Below are 14,369 nucleotides of genomic sequence, written 5' to 3'. Positions count from 1 at the left end.
TAGAGCGTGGGACGTATCAACGCCCGTGATAGGCCCAGTGATCGGGTCCGCTGGTGGCCGGAGTTTTGAAAAGCATGAAGCTGGACACCAACCGCGCCTGGAAGGATGCCTCGCGCAATGTCGGGCGCAATCGCGACGCGCTGCTGGCGGTTGCCGGCGTGTTCTTCCTGCTGCCCCAGCTGGCGCTCGCCCTGTTCTACCCGCAGCCCGAGCCGGCGGTGGGCATGAGCGAGCGGCAGATCATGGAACTGGCGCAGAGCTACTACCTCTCGACGCTTCCGGCGATGATCCCGCTGGTGATCTGCCAGGCGCTTGGCACGCTCGGATTGCTCAGCCTGTTGAGCCACGCGACCCGGCCCACAGTCGGCGGCGCGCTGCGGCTCGGCCTCTCCGCCTTGCCGACGTACCTGGGCGCGCAGATCCTGCTCGGGCTCGGCCTGGCGGTGGTCGGAACGCTGATCATCAGCGTGCTGGCGCTCAGCGGCGTCATGGCTGTCGCGGTCGCCGGGCTGCTGCTGGTGGCACTGCTGGCAATCGCCGTGACCTTGCGCGTCTCGCTCTCGGCCGCGGTCGTTGCCATCGAAGGCGAGCGCAACCCGGTGCGTGCGCTGCGCCGCTCGTGGCTGCTGACGGCGGGCAACGCCTGGCGCCTGCTGGCCTTCTACGCGCTGTTCATCGTCGCGTTCCTGGTCATCCTGATGATCGCCAGCCTGGTCGTGAACATCCCGCTGGCACTGGTCGCCAGCGGCTGGGTCGCGGAACTGGGCGCAGCGCTGGTCTCGGCCGTGCTGAGCGCGCTGTTCGCGATGTACCTCGTGGCGGTGATCGAAGCGGTCCACCGCCAACTCGCCGGCGACCCGGTCGAGGCAGAGCGCCGGACGTTCGAGTGATGGAGCTCGACTTCGGCCCGCTGGACCGGGCGGTCGCCCGTCTCGACGAAGGTCTGGCACGCTACCGGCAGGACACCTCGGACGCGCAGATCCGTGACGGGCTGATCCAGCGCTTCGAATTCACCTATGACTTGTGCGCCAAGATGCTGCGGCGCTATCTCGAAGCTTCGGCTGCCACTCCGGAGGTGGTCAAGCAGATGAGCTTCCCGACCCTGATCCGCACGGCTAACGAGCAGGACCTGCTGCGCGGCACATGGCCTGATTGGCACGGCTATCGTGACATGCGGAACATCACCTCGCACACGTACGACGAGGCCAAGGCGCAGAAAGTCGCTGACGCGATTCCGGACTTCCTTGCGGAAGCGCGTGAGCTGTTGCGGCGTCTGCAGGAACGCACAACGCCGTGATCCCGATCGCGCTGGAGCAGGCGGATCTCGATCTGGTCCGCTCGATTCTGCGCGCGCACCTGCCGGAAGACGTGACAGTCTGCGTCTTTGGCAGCCGGGCCGGTGGGCGGGTGAAGCCGTTCTCGGATATCGACCTGTTGCTGGAAGGACCCGCGCCCCTATCCCTGTCGCAACTGGGCACGCTGGCCGATGCGTTTGACGAGAGCCTGCTGCCGTACAAGGTCGATCTGGTCGACCGCCGTAGCGTGGACGAAGGCTTCGGCGCGATCGTCGATGCGACCAAAGTGCCGCTGCCGCTGTAGGGACTACGCCGCCTCTTCGTCCTTCCAGCCCCAGAACAGGAAGCAGGGCATCACGTTGAGCAGTTCGAAGTCGCTCTCGATGCGGGTGAAGTGGCGGCCCATGAAGTCGCGGGCGCGTGAGGTGAACTGGTAAACGAGGAACGCGCCGCCCGGGCGGATGACACGATGGGTGGCGTCGGCGATCGCCGGGCCGACACCTGCGGGCAGCGTCGAGAACGGCAGGCCGGAGAGGACGTAGTCGGCCTTCTCGTGCCCATGCGCGCGCACGATCTCCTCGACGTCGGCGGCCGAGCCGAGCACCGCGGTGAAGCGGCTGTCGGTGATCGTGCGGCGCAGATAGTCGATGTAGAGCGGGTTGGTGTCGATCACGATCAGCGCGCCGTCCCGCGACAAGCGGTCGAGCACCGGGCGGCAGAAGGTGCCGACGCCAGGCCCGTACTCGACGAACAGCTTGCACTCGTTCCACTTAACCCGGCTCAGCATCTTGGCGATGGTGAAACGCGAGGACGGGATGATCGAGCCGACCATCACCGGGTGGCGGATGAAACCCTCGACGAACACGCCCCAGGGCCCGAGCGAGTGCTTGATCTTGCGCACGATCTTCCGGGGAAGCGCCTCGCGGGCAAGCTCTGTACTGGTCATGCTGGAGGCGGCTCTCGGACTGTCATGGCACTATTGTGTCGAACGACGGCGGTGGCAGATTGATCCTGCCTTTGCAAGCGAGGCGAAGGGCTTGCCCGCAGGCCCGGCGACTAAAGGATCTCGTGGACCTTGTCCTGCGGCCGGCACAGGCGGGCGCCCTTGTCTGTTTCGACCAGCGGGCGCTCGATCAGGCTAGGCTCGGCAGCCATGGCCGCCAGCACCGTGGCGTCGTCCGCGTCCGGAAGCCGGCGCTCGAGCGCATCGGTGCCGCGAATCCGCAGGCCTGCCTGCGGAGTGATGCCGGCATCGCGGTAGAGCTGGGCCAGTTTTTCCGCGGACGGGGCCGTCTTGAGGTATTCAACCACTTCCACGTCGAGGTCAGGGGTTTGCTGCAGGATCGCCAGGGTCTTGCGCGAAGTGCCGCAGTTCGGGTTGTGCCAGATGGTGGCTTTCATGCGTGAATGCTCCTCAGGGTTGGTTGCCGAGCGCGGGCACCGTGCGGGCCGCATCCTCGATGTCGATGCCTGGCTCCGGCGCGGCGCTCAAGATTTCCTCGCGGCGCATGATGCGTCCCGCACGCTGCACCGTGCGCAGCAGGCGCGGGTAGACGCCGCAGCGGCACAAGTTGGGGATCGCGGCCTTGACCTCGGCCTCACCGGGATTGGCGTTGCGCGCCAGCAGCGCGGCGGCGGCGATGACGATGCCGGGCGTACAGAAGCCGCACTGGATGGCCTGCTCAGCCACCATCGCTTGCTGAACCGGGTGCGAGCGATCGTGGGACAAGCCTTCGATCGTGGTGACCGAGCGGCCCTCGCACTCGGCCAGGCTGACCAGGCAGGAGCGCAGCGCCTCGCCGTCAATCATCACCATGCACGCGCCGCAATCGCCGACGCCGCAGCCGTACTTGGTGCCGGTCAGGTTCGCCGCATCGCGCAGGCCCCAGAGCAGGGGCGTCATCGGGTCCATGTCGAACTCGACGGCGTGATCGTTGACGGTCATGCGGGGCATGGCTGGGGTTCTAGCTTGTGAGCAGGAGCATGAAAACAGCCGTCATTGCGGACTGGATCCGGGACCGGTTTCGGCATGTCACGAGCTTGCGTCGAGGCGCTGGCCGGCAAGGTTCGTCGCTGTCGAAACCGGTCCCAGGTCGAGCCCGGGACGACGCGCTACTTCAACCCCACCCGGATCCCCGCCCACAGCGTGCGCGGGATGCCGAGGTCGATCGAGCCGGCCTGGTTGCGGGTGACGATCCGCTCGTCGAACAGGTTCTCCCCTCGCAGCAACACGCTCACCACGCGGCCGAGCGGAACCTGCACGACCCCGTCCAGCGTGGTGGCGGCGGGCAGCACATCAGTTTCGAGGTCATCCTCGAACTGCGCGCCCGTATGGCGCAGCGTGGCCGCGAGGCGCCAGCCCTCGCGCGGCGTCCACGCGAGCGTGCCGGTGGCGGCGAGCTTCGGCACCTGGGCCGGGCGCTTGCCGTCGAGCGCCAAGGAGGCGCCGCTCGCATCCACCTCGGCATTGGTCCACGACAGGCTGCCGTCGAAGGAGACGGTGCCCAGCGCCGCACGAGCCCCCAGCTCGAGCCCGCGCGCATGGACGGCGTCGACGTTCTGGCGCTTGCGCGTCGTGGGCGTTAGCGTCACATTGGCGATCGCGTCCTTGAGGCGGTTGTCGAACACCGTCGCAGTGAACATCAGTCCCGGCGAGGGCGTCAGTTCCACTCCGGCCTCGTAGCCTTCGAGCCGCTCGTTCTTGAGCGTGGCATTGGCCTGCGTGGTGATCGGGAACACCACGAAGGGGCGGTACAGCTCGTTCAAGGTCGGCTGGCGAAAGCCGGTGTAGGCGGCCGCGCGCAGCGCCACGGCGCCGGTCGCACGCCACACTGCGCCACCGCGAAAATTCCCTTCCCAGCCCGAGCGATCGGCAAAGCGCGTGTCGGTGGTGGTCCGGCCGGCGGCATTCGCCTCGCGGAAGAAGCCCTGGGTCACGCGCCAGCGATCGGCGCGCGCGCCGGCAGTCAGGATCAGATCGCCGAGGGTCCAGTCGTCCTCTGCGTAGAAGCCAACATCCGTGTTGCGCCCGCCTGCGCGTCGCACCGCCGTGCGCAGGCCGGTGGTCGCGTTGTACGGCTCTTCATAGAGCGCGCCCTCCGCAATCCGCAGGTCAGCGCCGAGCCGCAGCACGTGGTTCTCGCCGACTGGCGGGCGCAGCTCGATCTTGCCGCCGTAGCCGGTCGAGGGCGTCTTGGCCTGGTCCAGCGTCTTCCTGAAGCTGGTCGCGCTGATGACCACGTTGGAGAAGTCCTGCACTTGGACATAGCCCAGCACGTCGAACGCCCAGTCACCGCGGCCGATCAAGCGCAGGCTCGCCTGCTGGCCGCTGGAGGTGGAGTCGGCGCCATCGAAGCGCAGCGTGCGCGCGTCGTTGTAGGCGAGGGCCGAGGCCTGGACTTCGACATCGTCGGTCAGCGGCGCCACCGCGCGCACGGCGGCCGACCAGCTTTCGTACTTGGCGCGCGCGCTTGCCGGAACGCGCTGGTCCTTCGGCGTCGTCCAGAACCCCTGGCCACGGTCCCACTGCACCGATGCGACGGCGAAGCCTTGCCCCAGCCTCGGCACGGCCGTGAGCGAGCCCTGCGTCTCGCCGCGCTGGTCCACCAGCGCCTCTCCCGAGATCAGCCCGAGCGAATCGGGGCCGCCGCTTTCCAGTTCGATCGTGCCCGAGACGGCGCCCGATCCGAACGCGCCCGAGCCGCCGCCACGTGTCACCCGCACGCGGCCGAGCCGATCGGGTGCCAGCGCGCTGAACGGGATGTAGCCGAAGAACGGGTTCGCCACCGGCACGCCGTCCAGCAGCACCAGCGCTCGGCTCGATGCATTGCCGCCCAGCGCGCGCAAGGTGGCGCCCTGGTTGGAAGGGTTGGACGAGCGGCTGTCCGAGCGGCGGAACTGCGAGAAGCCCGCAACCGAGGTCAGCACGTCCTCGATCCGGCCCGAGGCGCTGGAGGCGATCTGGTCGCGGCTCAACGTCACTACGTCGTATGCGGGCGTCGCCGGGCTATCGGGCAAGCCGCGGCCGATGACGATGATCGGATCAGCGGGCTCGGGAGCCGACTGAGCTAGGGCGGGCACCGCCGTCCCGACCAGCATCGCGGAAGACAGCAGTGCCGCGGCACGCCGATGCGTTCGAGGGCAGGAGGGGTGAAGCATCGGGCCTCTTATCGGCTGGCACAGGCAAGGCCAACTGCGTCTGGAGCAATTCACCATTCGTAGATAGGGCTTATGATATAGAATAGATCATTGAGGGTGTGACCCATGAACCAGCTCACCGGGTGTCCCATTATGCATGGCCCGACGCCATCGCGCGACGACCGCAAGTCCGCGGCGATCGCGGCGGAGAACTTGCGTGTCGAGCCTGGCGCCAGGGTGATCGCCTCGTTCCCGTTCGCGCGCGAGATCCTGCGCAGCAGCGAGGTGCGTCAAGCCGGCGCCGGGGCGGAGCACATCAAGCTCGACAATCCCGAGCATGTCTCGGTGTTTTTCCTCGACGGCGAGCTGCACAAGAAGCGCCGCAGCCAGCTGGCGCGCTACTTCACGCCCAAGGCGATCCGGGAGCGGCATGAAGTGGTCATGCGCCGCACCACCGACGCGCTGATCGCCGAACTGCACCGCGACGGACGCGCCCAGCTGGACCTGCTCAGCATGCGGCTGGCCTGCGATGTGGCTGCCGAGATCGTCGGGCTGACCGCCAGCAACCCGCAAAAGCTGGCCGACCGCATCCGCAAGACCTTCGACTCGATGGGCGTGAAAAAGCCCGGCCCGCTCGACAAGCTGCGCATGGTCTGGCGCACGCTGACCTTCATGCAGCTGGACGTGATGCCGGCGGTCAAGGCGCGGCGCAAGGCGCCGCGCGAGGACGTGATCTCGTACTGCGTGCAGGAAGGCTTCTCGAACAAGGCGATCCTGATTGAGGGCCTGACGTATGCCACCGCCGGCATGCTGACGACGCGCGAGTTCATTGTGATGGTGGCCTGGCACTTGTTCGACAACGACCCGTTGCGCGCGCGCTTCCTCGACGGCGGCGAGGAGGAGCAGCTGGCGATCCTAGACGAGATCCTGCGGCTGGAGCCGGTCGCGGCGATGGTCTACCGCAAGGCCGCGGCGGATTTCACCAGCCCAAGTGGCGAGACGGTGCGCGCGGGCGAACTCTATGGCGTGTCGATGCGGCAGGTGAACACCGACGAGGCGGTTGCGGGCGAATGCCCCTTCGCGCTCGAGCCGGGCCGCGCCAAGCGCCAGAAGGTCCAGGGCAACTGGATGAGCTTTGGCGACGGCCCGCACCGCTGCCCCGGCGCGCAAGTGGCGCTGCACGAGACGCGGGTGTTCCTCGATGCGCTGCTGCGGGTGCCGGGCGTGCACCTTGCCACCCAGCCGACGATCGGTTGGTGCGCGCCGATCATGGGGTACGAGGTGCATGGGGCGGTGGTGGCGTGTGAGCGCGGTTAGTGCCCCAGGTCGATCAAAACGCACCGTGGGCCACCGCCTGTGGTTCTCACTCCTTAGCAGAACGGCGCCTCACGGCCCCACTTGCCCACAGCGCCCACCAGATGATCAGCGGCTGCGCCAACAAGCGTGGCACGTGATAGCCCAAGCCCAGGCCATGATCCGGCCGCGCCATGTCGAGCTGCATGTGATTGTAGTTCGCCGGCCAGACGCACAGCGCATAGAGCGCCAGGCCCCAGCCCGCTGCTCGGCGGAGCGGTAGCGAGACGGGTTGCAGCAACCCCGCCGCGCCCAGCAGCTCTGCCACTCCGGTGAGCGCAACCACGGTCTCAGGATGTGGCACCCACTCGGGCGTGATCACCGCGAATGGACCCGGCTTGGCGAGGTGGATCACGCCCGCCGCGCCATAGACCAGCGCCAACGCCACCCGCCCGATCCGCCGCCCTCGGCTTTCGCCCACTTCCGCCATGCACCACGCTCCTGCCAGCAAAAAGGCGCCCGGCCGGCAAGGGTCGGACGCCTCGAAGCAAACGCGCGAGGGCAGGGCGCGTGCCTTGCCCTCGCGTGCGCGGTCAGAAGTCGAGCTTGAAATCCACGCCGTAGGTCCGCGGCGTACCCAGCGCTTCGGTCACGCCGGTCGCGGTGGTGAGGTCCTGGATGGCGTATTCCTTATCGAACAGATTCTTGCCCCAGAGCGCGATCCCGAAGGTCTCCGTGGGCCGGTATTCGATTGAGCCGTTGACCAGGCTGTAGCTGCCCTGGCGATGCACGTTGTCGGGCTCGAAGTAGTAGCCGTCGTTATAGCTGTAGAGCCCGGTGAACTGCAGCTTGCCGGTGTCGCCCACCGGAACCGAGTAGCTCGCGCCGAAGCTCGCGGCGAACTTGGGCGAGTTGGGCGTGCGGTTGCCCGAGACATCGCCGAAGCACGTCAGGTATCCACCCGTACGCGGACCGGGTCCGAGCAGGCCGGGGTTGTCGGTTCCGAACTGAGAGGCAGGGCACGTCGCCGGGTTGGGATATACGATCGGCGCCTGGAAGTCCGCGCCGGGGCCGCCGAACTTGTCGAAGCGCGACTTGAGGTACGTCGCGCCGCCGAACAGGCGCAGACCGTCGGTCGGAGCCGCCTCGAACTCCATCTCGACGCCGTCGACCTTCACCGTCGCGGCGTTGAGGATCAAGTTGGCGCCCGGGCTCGCCACCGCGGCCGAGCGGACCTGGAAGTCGTCGATGTCGTAGTGGAAGCCCGCCAGGTTGACGCGCAGCTTGCGGTTGAACAGCTCGGACTTGAGGCCCAGCTCGTAGGCCATGATCGTTTGCGGCAGGAACGGCTTGTTGGCCGGGCTCTGCAGGCTGTAGCTGCCTGCCTTGAAGCCGCGGTTGATCGAGGCATAGACGTTCACGCCGTCGGTCAGGTCCTGGCGCAGCGCGACCCGGTAGGTCCACTCGTTGTACTTCAGGCGCGGGATCGGCTGGACCGATGGAGGAAGGCGAGTGCCGCTCAACAGCACGTTGGTGCTGGTGCCGTCGAACTCACGCCGATCTGCGGTGTAGCGCAGGCCGCCGGTCAGCTGCGTGGTGTCGGTGACCTTCCAGGTGAGCTCTCCGAAGCCCGCGTAGGAGTTGGTCTTTAGGTCTGCGCGGATCTCCTGCCGGGCCACGCCGCTGCCGCTGAAGGCCAGTCCGGTGAAGTCGGAATCGTTGCTGGCCTTGGAGTTCAGGTAGAAGAAGCCAGCCTGCCATTGAAGCGGTCCGGTCCCGTTCGAGGCGAGCCGCAGTTCCTCCTGGATCGTCTGGGAGGACGAGACAAAGGTGATGCGGATCAGGTTGCGCGGCCCACCATCGACATCGAAGTCGCTGGCATTGCGCGCCTTGCGATAGGCCGCGACGTTGGTCAGCGTGGCGAAGCCCAGGTCGAACTCACCGGTTAGGCTGGTGCCGTAGACCTTCTGGCGAGTCAGCGGGATGATGTTCGCGGTCGAGTCCTGGCCTTCGACGCCGGGGACGCCGCCGGTGCCGACAGTGCCCGGCTTGATCTTCCAGGCGAGGCCTAGGTTGTCGCGGTTCTTGTAGTAGTCGCCCGCCAGCGTCAGCTTGATCGTGTCGGTCGGCTTGGCGACCAGCTTGGAGCGTGCGCCCCAGTAGTTCTCGGTGTGGATCTCACGGTTGAGCGTGAGGTTGCGGCCCCAGCCCTTGTCCTGGTTGTGGTAGGTGAGCGCCAGGTCGATCCCCAGCTTGTCCTCGACCAGCGGGGTGGCGAGGTAGAGCTTGCCGTCTACCGTCTGGTAGTTGGCATAGCCGAACTGGCCGTGCATCTCCAGCTCGTCGCCCGGATCGCGAGTGATGACGTGGATCAGGCCGCCCGTGGCGTTTCGGCCGAACAGGGTGCCTTGCGGGCCCTTCAGGACTTCGATCCGCTCCACGTTGTTGAAGTTGTTGATCGTCTGGGCAAGGTCACCCAGGTATACGCCGTCGATGTAGAATGCGTTCGCGCCCTCTTCGCCGACAGCTGCGTTGGTCGTGCCGACGCCGCGCACGAAGAACAGGCCGCTCGCGCCCGAACGTGAGAACTGGACGCTGGGGATCACCTGCGGCAGGTCGCGGCTGACATCGATGCCGGCCTCGTCGAGGGTGGCGGCACTGACGGCCGAGACGGCGATCGGCACGTCGCGCACGTCTTCCTGGCGGCGCTGTGCAGTCACGACGATGGCATCGAGGCCCTGGGTGTCACCCGTGCTCGCCTGCGGCGTGGAAGCTTGTGACGTGGGATCCTGCTGTGCCCACGCTGCTGCGGGCACGGCCAACGCCATCACGCCGGCACTTGCCAAAGCGGCGACGCGCACCTTCACTGTCGAAGACAACATGTATTCCTCCCCTCCTAAGCACTCCCCCGATCGAGGATGTGCGTGTCCAGCCGCTTAATGTGCGACCTGCCGGCGTATACATTCGCCGACTTATTTTGACACTCTCTTAGTCAGAAGGCGGAGTGGGTCAAGCCTCCAGTCTCGGGCGGATCAACCCACGGTGCAATGTGGCTTGCCTGCCACGTTGGCGTTTCAGCCCTCCAGGCTCGAGAGGAAGGTCTTGATCAGCTGAACGGTGTCGGCGTGCGCCTTGTTCATGCCGACCTGGCTCTCGAACACCATTGCGCGCGCCGTCGCCGACATCAGCATCGCCAGCGCTGGTGCGCTGATCGCAGGATCGGTGATGCCGTGCTGCGCATAGACCCGCTCGATCGCCTCGATCTGCAAGTCGCGGAAGCTCTCGCCGCTCTTGCGCATTTCTTCGCGAAGCTGGGGGTACTGCTTACCCAACGCGACGAATTCGAGCATGCGGCTCGCCTCGGGGAGGTTCGCGTTGAGATCCCACAAGGCATGAAGCGGGCGCGGCGTGCTCAGCGCTTCGTCGTGGAGGCGGAAGTAGATGGCGGACGAGCGATGGAACACCGTCACCACCAGCTCTTCCATGGAGCGGAAATAGTAGTGCACCAGCTGGGGCTTGAGCTCCGCACGCGCCGCGATGCGGCGGGCGGTGAAGGCGACATAGCCCTCGTCAGCCAGGATTTCGGCGGCCGCTTCGATCAGGCGCAGGCGGGTCTTGGTGCCGGTCGACTGAAACCCACGGTTCGCAACCATCGCATTCTCCACGTGGATCTTGGACCTACGCAAGAGAACGTCGCCGCACCAACGGCGACGATCCTACCGTTACATTGCTGGATTGCAAAGCATGCAGGTGCGCCGCCGGTGTCCCGGCGGCGGCTGTATCACCGCCGGCAGTGTTACCGGGTGGCGACCTTCTTGTAAGGCACGAAGTCCTGCAAGCCGACGAAGCCGCTGTAGAAGTGGCTGGTGCGATCGTGCAGTTGCACGGTGTCCAGGCGGCACAGAGAACTCTGCGACGTCTTCGTGACCATGATGTCATCGTCGTCGAGCGCGTCGGCATTGGTCGGGCGGTTGACGTAGAGCGTATTGCCGAAGCGGTAGACGATCGCGGTCTTGTCGATGATCCGCGACTCCTGCGCCGAGCCGAGCGGCAGGCAATTGACCGGCTTGCCCGGCTGGCGGCCTTCGAGCATCTGCGCCAGCTTGGCCTCACCCGTCAGCTTGGGTTTGGCGGCCATGACGGGGGTTGCGAGCATTCCTGTAACAGCGGCGGCCAGCGCGACCGCAGCGGTGATCCTGTTCTTCATGGTGACCTCTTCCTGCATTCTTGCGATGTTCATGCCACAAAGGTGCTGAACCTGTGCTTGACGAAGTAACGCCTCGTCACCCGGCATGGATCCGCAAGTTGCTTCAGATCAAGCGGTTCTGATCAAGCAGTTCCGCCGACAGTCAGACCTTCAATCAGCAAGGTCGGCTGGCCGACTCCGGCCGGCACGCTCTGGCCACCCTTGCCGCAGACACCCACGCCTTCATCGAGCGCCATGTCGTTGCCGATGCCGGTCACGCGGGTCAGCACCGAAGGGCCGTCGCCGATCAGCGTCGCGCCCTTGATCGGGGCGCCCAGCTTGCCGTTCTCGACCTTGTAGGCCTCTGTGCACGAGAACACGAACTTGCCCGAAACGATGTCGACCTGGCCGCCGCCGAAGCTCTTGGCATAGATGCCGTTCTTGATGCGGCTGAGCAGCTCGGCCGGATCGTCCTCGCCGCCGCGCATGAAGGTGTTGGTCATGCGCGGCATCGGCACGTGGGCATAGCTCTCGCGCCGGCCGTTGCCGGTGGCGGGCACGCCCATCAGGCGGGCGTTGAGGCGGTCCTGCATGTATCCCTTGAGGATCCCGTCCTCGATCAGGACGTTCTCCTGCGTCGGCGTGCCCTCGTCATCGATCGAGAGCGAGCCGCGGCGATTGGCGATAGAGCCATCGTCGACCACAGTGACGCCCGAAGCCGCCACGCGCTCGCCGATCCGGCCCGAGAACGCGCTGGTGCCCTTGCGGTTGAAGTCGCCCTCGAGCCCATGGCCGACGGCTTCATGCAGCAGCACGCCGGGCCAGCCCGGGCCGCACAGCACCGTCATCTCGCCGGCGGGTGCGTCGACGCTTTCGAGGTTCACTAAAGCCTGGTTCAGCGCGATGTCGATCCCGCGGTTCCAGTTGGCGGGATCGAACAAGTCGTCGTAGAGCCAGCGTCCGCCGATCCCGAACGATCCGGTTTCCCGCCGGCCGTTGCTCTCCGCGACGATCGAGACGTTGAAGCGCACCAGCGGGCGTATGTCGGTGGCGACGAAACCATCGGGCCGCACGATCTCCACCACCGACCAGCTGCCGGTCAGCGAGCAAGAGACTTGCGCCACGCGCGGATCGCGCGCGCGGGCGGCGGCGTCTACCGTCTCCAGCAACTTCACCTTTTCGGCGAACGGCACCAGGTCGAGCGGCGAGGCGTCGGTGTAGAGGTGGCGGTTGGTCGCTTGCGGCGGCGCCGGGCGCTCGCCCTTAGCGGGATCGAGCAGCTTGAGCGTCTCGCCCGCGCGGCGGATCGCGGCGGCGCTGATGTCGTTGGCGTGGGCGAAGCCGGTCATCTCGCCCGATACGCCGCGCAGACCGAACCCGGCGTCGCGCGAATAGTCGCAGGTCTTCAGCCGCCCATCGTCGAAGCCGAACGCCTCGGATGCGATGAATTGCAGGTAAAGCTCGCCATCGTCACAGGCCTTCAGCGTCTCGGCGGCGAGCCGCTGCGCTTCATCGGGGGTGAGCTGGCCGGGGCGGTAGAGGAGCGAGCGGGGATCGGGTGCGGATGCCATGCCACGGATATAGGCAGCATCGTGCAATGCGCCAATCGGCTCGCTGCGCTTCGCCGATAATGGGTTCGCACAGAGGCGCAGAGGAGGTCGCGCGCTGCCGCAGGCTATCCTTGTTCAGGAATCGTTGCGGCAGCCGCTACAGACGAGAGGAAAAGCGACTTCGCCGCTGATGCATGCTCTCTACGTCTCTGCGTCTCTGCGCGAACCATTCAGCAGAGCGATGGCGCACAGCCGAGCCGAACTTACGGGTTGGAACTCGTACTCGAACTCGCGCCGAACTCGTTGTTGTCTCCGACCTCGACCTCGATCCGCTCGCGTTCATGCTCGCCCTTGAGCACGAAGCGGCGGTCGCAGTAGCCGCACTCGACATAGCCCTTCTGGTCGATCTCCAGGTACACGCGCGGATGGCCCAACGCGGCGCCGGCGCGGATATCGGTGGCGCCATCGCAGTAGACGCGGCGCTTGTCGGTGATGACGGTTTCGGGCGGGTTGATCATGGGCTGGCCGGATACCAAGCGGCGCGGGGGTTTGCCAGAGGGAATGGTGGGTGCCTCAAGATCCTTACCTTGCAGCGGAGGATCTTGGCGCGCGGCCCTTTACCCCGCCCACCACATGGCCCAAATGCGCAAGCCATGACCGATCAACCCGCCATCCAGATCCGCGACCTCGTCAAGCGCTACGCCCCGGCCGGCGGCGGTGAGGGCAAGCTGGCGCTCAAGGGCGTCAGCCTCGACATTCCCGCCGGCAAGATCTTCGGCCTGCTCGGTCCCAACGGCGCGGGCAAGTCGACGATGATCAACATCATGTCGGGCATGGTGCGCAAGACCTCCGGCTCCGTTTCGATCTGGGGCTTCGACATCGATCAAAACCAGCGCAACGCCAAGCGCTCGATCGGGATCGTGCCGCAGGAGATCGTGTTCGATCCCTTCTTCACCCCGTTCGAGGTGCTGGAGAACCAGGCCGGCCTCTATGGCATCGCCCAGCATCTGCGCCGCTCGGAAGAGCTGCTGCGCGCGGTCCACCTAATCGACAAGCGCGACGCCTATGCGCGCGCGCTCTCGGGCGGCATGAAGCGGCGGCTGCTGATCGCCAAGGCGCTGGTCCACCAGCCCCCCGTCCTGGTGCTCGACGAGCCGACCGCGGGCGTCGACGTCGAATTGCGCCGCCAGTTGTGGGATCTGGTCACGCGGATGAACCAAGAGGGCGTCACCGTCGTCCTCACCACCCACTACCTCGAGGAAGCCGAGGAGCTGTGCGACCGCATCGCCATTATCAACCACGGCACCTGCATCGCCAACAAGCCCACGCGCGAGCTGGTCGGCATGGCGCGCGAGAAGGTGGTGGAACTGACGCTCGACCGCGATCTGGGCCAGCTGCCGGTCGATGCCGCCTTCATCAAGAGCGAGAAGACCGGCGAGCGCACGATCGCGATCACCTACAACAAGGACGTCAACAATGCGGGGCAGGTCCTCGCCGCGGTTCAGGCGCAGGGATTTTCGATCGTGGACGTCACCACTCGAGAGGCCGACCTGGAGGACGTGTTCGTCAGCTTGACGAGTGAGGCCCAGAAGACGTGACGGACGATGTCGGCGCCACCGATTGAATGGGTGCCGCCGCCGAAGCGATTCTCTGGTCGGTTTTCCAGTTGCCGCGCGAAAAACGACGTATGCGGCGCCGGCAGTGCCGACAATCGCCGACGTAATTCACCCCGTCCCACTGAGTCGTGGAGCGTTTGGGTGTGTGCTTGTTGAAAAGGCACAGAATTCTCTTCAGCACCATGATACCATCCCTTCCGCCAAACGGCGGCCCTCAAGTTCGGCACGTCTTGTCTGCAAGCCGTAAAGCGTGCCCCCCGGAACGCCGTTTACTACGGTTTCGCCCTTATAT

The 14,369-nt window shown here is 66.2% G+C and carries 15 protein-coding genes; 5 read left to right on the top strand and 10 right to left on the bottom strand.

The window, feature by feature from the left end; genetic code table 11:
* Window positions 1–74 precede the first annotated feature (74 nt).
* The 3 genes from GV044_RS08945 to GV044_RS08935 are packed head-to-tail and all read left to right on the top strand — an operon-like array spanning window position 75 to window position 1,599.
* Window positions 75–890, top strand: a complete 816-nt coding sequence (locus tag GV044_RS08945) for a hypothetical protein (protein WP_159868360.1) — start codon at window positions 75–77, stop codon at window positions 888–890.
* Window positions 890–1,297: a nucleotidyltransferase substrate binding protein gene (locus GV044_RS08940; RefSeq protein ID WP_159868357.1), complete on the top strand. Its 408-nt coding sequence runs from the start codon at window positions 890–892 to the stop codon at window positions 1,295–1,297. Before GV044_RS08945 ends, GV044_RS08940 begins: the two co-directional genes overlap by 1 nt.
* Window positions 1,294–1,599 carry a nucleotidyltransferase family protein gene (locus GV044_RS08935; protein WP_159868354.1) on the top strand — a complete coding sequence of 102 codons (306 nt, stop codon included), beginning with the start codon at window positions 1,294–1,296 and terminating at the stop codon, window positions 1,597–1,599. The genes GV044_RS08940 and GV044_RS08935 overlap by 4 nt, the downstream gene beginning before the upstream one ends.
* Window positions 1,600–1,602: 3 nt before the next feature.
* On the opposite strand, the gene GV044_RS08930 is transcribed toward GV044_RS08935, so the two are convergent.
* The 4 genes from GV044_RS08930 to GV044_RS08915 all read right to left on the bottom strand — a co-directional run bounded on the left by GV044_RS08930 (window position 1,603) and on the right by GV044_RS08915 (window position 5,393).
* Window positions 1,603–2,241 (bottom strand): class I SAM-dependent methyltransferase, encoded by a 639-nt coding sequence (locus GV044_RS08930; RefSeq protein WP_159868351.1) that lies wholly within the window; start codon window positions 2,239–2,241, stop codon window positions 1,603–1,605.
* A 110-nt stretch (window positions 2,242–2,351) separates the two neighbouring features.
* Window positions 2,352–2,696: an arsenate reductase family protein gene (locus tag GV044_RS08925; RefSeq protein ID WP_159868348.1), complete on the bottom strand. Its 345-nt coding sequence runs from the start codon at window positions 2,694–2,696 to the stop codon at window positions 2,352–2,354.
* Between the two features lie 13 nt (window positions 2,697–2,709).
* Window positions 2,710–3,249 (bottom strand): (2Fe-2S)-binding protein, encoded by a 540-nt coding sequence (locus GV044_RS08920; RefSeq protein WP_159868345.1) that lies wholly within the window; start codon window positions 3,247–3,249, stop codon window positions 2,710–2,712.
* A 158-nt stretch (window positions 3,250–3,407) separates the two neighbouring features.
* Window positions 3,408–5,393 (bottom strand): TonB-dependent receptor, encoded by a 1,986-nt coding sequence (locus GV044_RS08915; RefSeq protein ID WP_159868342.1) that lies wholly within the window; start codon window positions 5,391–5,393, stop codon window positions 3,408–3,410.
* Window positions 5,394–5,558: 165 nt separating this feature from the next.
* Here GV044_RS08915 and GV044_RS08910 point away from each other — a divergent pair, with 165 nt between their 5' ends.
* Window positions 5,559–6,749: a cytochrome P450 gene (locus tag GV044_RS08910; RefSeq protein WP_201299039.1), complete on the top strand. Its 1,191-nt coding sequence runs from the start codon at window positions 5,559–5,561 to the stop codon at window positions 6,747–6,749.
* A 46-nt stretch (window positions 6,750–6,795) separates the two neighbouring features.
* Here GV044_RS08910 and GV044_RS08905 read toward each other — a convergent pair whose 3' ends face one another.
* From GV044_RS08905 to GV044_RS08880, 6 genes are all read right to left on the bottom strand, one after another.
* Window positions 6,796–7,215: a DoxX family protein gene (locus tag GV044_RS08905; RefSeq protein WP_159868339.1), complete on the bottom strand. Its 420-nt coding sequence runs from the start codon at window positions 7,213–7,215 to the stop codon at window positions 6,796–6,798.
* Window positions 7,216–7,318: 103 nt separating this feature from the next.
* Window positions 7,319–9,607, bottom strand: a complete 2,289-nt coding sequence (locus tag GV044_RS08900) for a TonB-dependent receptor (RefSeq protein WP_159868336.1) — start codon at window positions 9,605–9,607, stop codon at window positions 7,319–7,321.
* Window positions 9,608–9,799: 192 nt separating this feature from the next.
* Window positions 9,800–10,378, bottom strand: a complete 579-nt coding sequence (locus tag GV044_RS08895) for a TetR/AcrR family transcriptional regulator (RefSeq protein ID WP_159868333.1) — start codon at window positions 10,376–10,378, stop codon at window positions 9,800–9,802.
* 143 nt (window positions 10,379–10,521) lie between these two features.
* The gene (locus GV044_RS08890) at window positions 10,522–10,932 is read right to left on the bottom strand and encodes a hypothetical protein (protein WP_159871137.1); all 411 of its coding nucleotides are present in this window, start codon (window positions 10,930–10,932) and stop codon (window positions 10,522–10,524) included.
* A gap of 122 nt (window positions 10,933–11,054) precedes the next feature.
* Window positions 11,055–12,482 carry a metalloprotease TldD gene (gene tldD, locus GV044_RS08885; protein WP_159868330.1) on the bottom strand — a complete coding sequence of 476 codons (1,428 nt, stop codon included), beginning with the start codon at window positions 12,480–12,482 and terminating at the stop codon, window positions 11,055–11,057.
* A 242-nt stretch (window positions 12,483–12,724) separates the two neighbouring features.
* Entirely contained in the window at window positions 12,725–12,979 is a 255-nt protein-coding gene (locus GV044_RS08880) for a zinc-finger domain-containing protein (protein WP_159868327.1), read from the bottom strand.
* Between the two features lie 135 nt (window positions 12,980–13,114).
* Here GV044_RS08880 and GV044_RS08875 point away from each other — a divergent pair, with 135 nt between their 5' ends.
* Window positions 13,115–14,059: an ABC transporter ATP-binding protein gene (locus tag GV044_RS08875; protein ID WP_159868324.1), complete on the top strand. Its 945-nt coding sequence runs from the start codon at window positions 13,115–13,117 to the stop codon at window positions 14,057–14,059.
* Window positions 14,060–14,369 lie beyond the last annotated feature (310 nt).

This window comes from Novosphingobium sp. 9U (assembly GCF_902506425.1).
In the GTDB taxonomy this organism is placed as follows: Bacteria; Pseudomonadota; Alphaproteobacteria; order Sphingomonadales; family Sphingomonadaceae; genus Novosphingobium.
This window is presented reverse-complemented; position numbering and strand designations above follow the sequence as displayed.

Bases quoted from the DNA above. Each gene is read 5' to 3' on its own strand.
- GV044_RS08945 (WP_159868360.1), top strand. From the start codon at position 75: ATGAAGCTGGACACCAACCGCGCCTGGAAGGATGCCTCGCGCAATGTC.
- GV044_RS08940 (WP_159868357.1), top strand. From the start codon at position 890: ATGGAGCTCGACTTCGGCCCGCTGGACCGGGCGGTCGCCCGTCTCGAC.
- GV044_RS08930 (WP_159868351.1), bottom strand. From the start codon at position 2,241: ATGACCAGTACAGAGCTTGCCCGCGAGGCGCTTCCCCGGAAGATCGTG.
- GV044_RS08925 (WP_159868348.1), bottom strand. From the start codon at position 2,696: ATGAAAGCCACCATCTGGCACAACCCGAACTGCGGCACTTCGCGCAAG.
- GV044_RS08920 (WP_159868345.1), bottom strand. From the start codon at position 3,249: ATGCCCCGCATGACCGTCAACGATCACGCCGTCGAGTTCGACATGGAC.
- GV044_RS08915 (WP_159868342.1), bottom strand. From the start codon at position 5,393: ATGCTGGTCGGGACGGCGGTGCCCGCCCTAGCTCAGTCGGCTCCCGAG.
- GV044_RS08910 (WP_201299039.1), top strand. From the start codon at position 5,559: ATGAACCAGCTCACCGGGTGTCCCATTATGCATGGCCCGACGCCATCG.
- GV044_RS08905 (WP_159868339.1), bottom strand. From the start codon at position 7,215: ATGGCGGAAGTGGGCGAAAGCCGAGGGCGGCGGATCGGGCGGGTGGCG.
- GV044_RS08900 (WP_159868336.1), bottom strand. From the start codon at position 9,607: ATGTTGTCTTCGACAGTGAAGGTGCGCGTCGCCGCTTTGGCAAGTGCC.
- GV044_RS08895 (WP_159868333.1), bottom strand. From the start codon at position 10,378: ATGGTTGCGAACCGTGGGTTTCAGTCGACCGGCACCAAGACCCGCCTG.
- GV044_RS08890 (WP_159871137.1), bottom strand. From the start codon at position 10,932: ATGAAGAACAGGATCACCGCTGCGGTCGCGCTGGCCGCCGCTGTTACA.
- tldD (WP_159868330.1), bottom strand. From the start codon at position 12,482: ATGGCATCCGCACCCGATCCCCGCTCGCTCCTCTACCGCCCCGGCCAG.
- GV044_RS08880 (WP_159868327.1), bottom strand. From the start codon at position 12,979: ATGATCAACCCGCCCGAAACCGTCATCACCGACAAGCGCCGCGTCTAC.
- GV044_RS08875 (WP_159868324.1), top strand. From the start codon at position 13,115: ATGACCGATCAACCCGCCATCCAGATCCGCGACCTCGTCAAGCGCTAC.